The organism is Kitasatospora sp. NPDC127067 (assembly GCF_042724755.1).
Classification (GTDB): Bacteria; Actinomycetota; Actinomycetes; order Streptomycetales; family Streptomycetaceae; genus Kitasatospora; species Kitasatospora lactacystinica.
In genome coordinates, this window is the sequence record NZ_JBHXEM010000271.1 from 1 (window position 1) to 3,203 (window position 3,203).

The 3,203-nt window shown below is 70.0% G+C and carries 4 protein-coding genes; 3 read left to right on the forward strand and 1 reads right to left on the reverse strand.

Annotated elements, in window-relative coordinates; translation table 11 throughout:
• Positions 1-102: 102 nt before the first annotated feature.
• Complete coding sequence (locus tag ACFWJ4_RS41200; protein WP_380554501.1) at positions 103-540, reverse strand: ATP-binding protein; 438 nt, start codon at positions 538-540, stop codon at positions 103-105.
• 187 nt (positions 541-727) lie between these two features.
• On the opposite strand from ACFWJ4_RS41200, the gene ACFWJ4_RS41205 reads away from it, so the two are divergent.
• From ACFWJ4_RS41205 to ACFWJ4_RS41215, 3 genes are all read left to right on the forward strand, one after another.
• Entirely contained in the window at positions 728-2,032 is a 1,305-nt protein-coding gene (locus tag ACFWJ4_RS41205) for a helix-turn-helix domain-containing protein (protein WP_380554504.1), read from the forward strand.
• A gap of 14 nt (positions 2,033-2,046) precedes the next feature.
• Complete coding sequence (locus ACFWJ4_RS41210) at positions 2,047-2,592, forward strand: NUDIX hydrolase (RefSeq protein ID WP_380554507.1); 546 nt, start codon at positions 2,047-2,049, stop codon at positions 2,590-2,592.
• A 168-nt stretch (positions 2,593-2,760) separates the two neighbouring features.
• Positions 2,761-2,964, forward strand: a complete 204-nt coding sequence (locus ACFWJ4_RS41215) for a hypothetical protein (protein ID WP_380554510.1) — start codon at positions 2,761-2,763, stop codon at positions 2,962-2,964.
• Positions 2,965-3,203 lie beyond the last annotated feature (239 nt).

The following is a 3,203-nucleotide window of genomic DNA, read 5'->3' on the forward strand; positions in this document are numbered from 1 at the left end:
TGGGTGCGGCGGGCGAGGAGGGCGTAGGTGTCGGCGGGGGTGCGGCCGCGGGAGAGGGCGTGGCCGGCGAGGGTGGTGAGGTGCATGGGGGGTTCTGGGCTTTCAGGCGGTGACGAGGGCGGGGCCGGGGGCGGGCGCGACGAGGGCCCAGACGAACTTGCCGATGCCGCCGGGGCGGTTGGCGCAGCCCCAGCGCTCGGCGAGCTCGTTGACGAGGAGCAGTCCGCGCCCGTGCTCGTCGTCCGGCGCGGCGACGAGGAGCGATGGGCGGCCGCTGCCAGCATCGTGGACTTCCAGGCGCAGGCGGGAGCCGGTGACGGTGAAGCGGACTTCGATGTGGCAGTCGTCGGGGGCGTCGGAGTGCTGGACGGCGTTGGCGAACAGCTCGCCGAGCAACAGCTCGGCGGTGTCGCGGTAGCGGTCCCCAGAGGGCAACCCTGAGAGGTAGGCCCGAAGCAAGTATCGAGCCAGGGGCGTGGATTCGATCCGCGAGTCGAGGCGCGCGACGAACGTCCGGGGCGGCTGGTGGGTCTTGAGCATGGGGGAGCACCTCAAGGGGCGGAGGGAAGTGCGTTAGATGGCGCCATGGCGGCCAACCGGGACCAAGTCGACATCTTCGCCGCCGCGCTGGATGCTGACGCATGGTCACGGATAGAGCATCGCGCACCGCCGGGACTGCCGCCAGGGTCACGGTGAGTACCCACCATGGGGCCGTCGCGTAGTCACCATGGCCGGTACCCTCGTGGCACCATCGACCAGGGAGGCCCGCTTGCCCGCGCCGGAACCGCTCCCCGAACGACTGCTGGCCGACCCGACATTCGTGGCGGCGTGCGCGAGCAGGCAGATCGGTCCCGTTTTCCGGGCCATCGCGAGGCAGGCAGGTATCGGGCCGGCTCAGATTGCTCGACGCACCGGCCTCTCGACCAGCCGTGTCACGGAGATCATGAGCGGGCCCCGGGAAGTCTCCAGCATGGATGTGATCGAGCGGATTGCCGACGGCCTGCACGTCCCAGGGTGGATGCTCGGCCTGGCCGACCGGTCGTGGGAGGCGGCAACCGGCCCCGCCGGCTACCAGCCGGCCACCACACCCGAAACCTGGGAAGTCCTTGACATGCTGTCCCGATCCACCGCGTCCGACGCCGCCCTGACACACCTGGAAGCGGCTGTCGCCGATGTGGCCTACCGCTACCCGTCGACCGCGCCCACCGAGTCCGTGCCCATCCTCCAACGGCAACTGTCCGGCGTGTACGAAATGCTCGCCCGCCCGCAGTCCCTCACCGCCCGGCGCCGTGGCGTACGGATGCTGGCTGCCGTCGCCGGCCTTTTGGGACTGGCCCACCACGACCTCGGCGACCGGAGCCGCAGTGAAGCGCACTTTCACCTCGGTGCCGTCGCCGCAGGTGAGGGGGAAGCAGACGATCTCACCGCGTGGCTCCTCACCATGCAGAGCATCGTTGAGTACACGGCTGGGCGGCGCGATACCGCCGCCATGCTCCTTTGGCAGGCTGTTGCGCACGGCGAGACCGCAGCTCCCCGGCGTCGCGCCTGGATCACTGCCAATCTCGCTCGTGTGCTTGCCGCAGGCGGTGACCGGGTCGCAGCGCTGGCCGCGCTCGACCAAGCCGCGCACTACCTCGACCTGGCGGAAGACGGCACGATCGGCGGCCTCGACTTCTTCACCGCGCCACGGCTGGACGGTCTCGCCGGCGAGACGTACGCACACCTCGGTGAGCATGACGCTGCCAGCCGTCTACTTGAGACCGCCATCGGCCGCCGGGCGGTTGCCGATCTCAAGGGGAAGGCCGTCCTCACCTTCGACCTCGCCGAGGTTCGGCTCGCCCAAGGCGACTTCGAAGCCGCGTGTGTCACGGCACACTCCGCCCTCGACCTGGCACGGGCCAGCATCATCCAGCCGATCGTCCTGCGCGCCCGAGCACTCCAGGCATCCCTGTCACCGTGGTCGGCGGAAAGGCCCGTACGGGAGCTCGCCGCACGCGTGAGAGAGTCGGGAACGCAACTGGTGCGGGTGTGAGGGAGGGATTGCTCGTGGAATGGGAGGTGTTCGGGCGTCGGCAGGTTTACGGGAGCCCGTGGGTCGAGGTCTGGCTCGATGATGTCGAGATCCCCGGTGTCGGCCGGATCGACCATCACGTCGTCCGCTACCCCCGCGCCTCGACCACCGCCGTCGTCACCAACGAGGCCGGCGAGTTCCTCCTCCTCTACCGGCACCGGTTCATCACCGGCCACTGGGGCTGGGAGGTGCCGGCCGGATGGGCCGAGCCCGGTGAGGAGCCGGCGGCGGCCATCGTCCGCGAGGTGGAGGAGGAGACCGGCTGGCGTCCCGGCCGGGCCGAGCTGTTGACCGAGTACGACGCCATGGCCGGCATCGGCGACGCCCACTTCCACGCCTACCACGTCACCGACTGCACCTGGGTCGGCGACCCCGAGGACGCCTCCGAGGCGACCCGAGTGGAGTGGGTACCCGAACGCGAAGTTGTGAGGCTTCTGACGAACGGTGGGGTCGCTGACGGGCCGTCGCACGCTGCCCTGTCCTATTTCCTCGGCCCGCATCGACTCGCTCGGCATTCCTGACCGCCTCGCCACAAGTCAGTCGGCACCCCGTGGCGTCCGGCCGGTAATCCGCAAGCGGTTCGCACTCCGTGTAGTCGTTGTGCTACTTTCCGCATCATCAACAGAACATAGGAGACCCCGGCGGTGGTGACACACCCCGGGGTCGGGCACCAGGAGTCGAACCTCCAGATGCAGATTCATCGTAGCGCGCACGTGCGCGCATTCACCGTGCTTCCCAACGGCCTTTTGCAGGACCGTCGGCTGAGTTACACCGCCCGGGGCCTCCTCGCCGACCTGCTCTCCCGCCCCGACGGGTGGCGGGAGGACGGGCGGCAGATGGCGGACAGCAGTCCGCAGGGGCGGGTGCCGTCCGACGGGCGCTCAAAGAACTGAAGGACACCGGGTACTACCGGGTCGACAGGGTCCGGATGGCCGACGGAACGGTCCGGTCCGAGGCCCACGTCTTCGACACCCCGCGGCCCGAACCGGCTGTCCCCCGCCCGGCCTCCGGTGGGCGAGGGACCGGCCGCACTGTCCCCCCTCCCGTAAAGGACCCGGGGCAAGAACCCACCCTCCCGGATGAACGGACGCGGGCCGCCGTGGCCACCCTGTTCCGGGTGATCCGGCCCGAA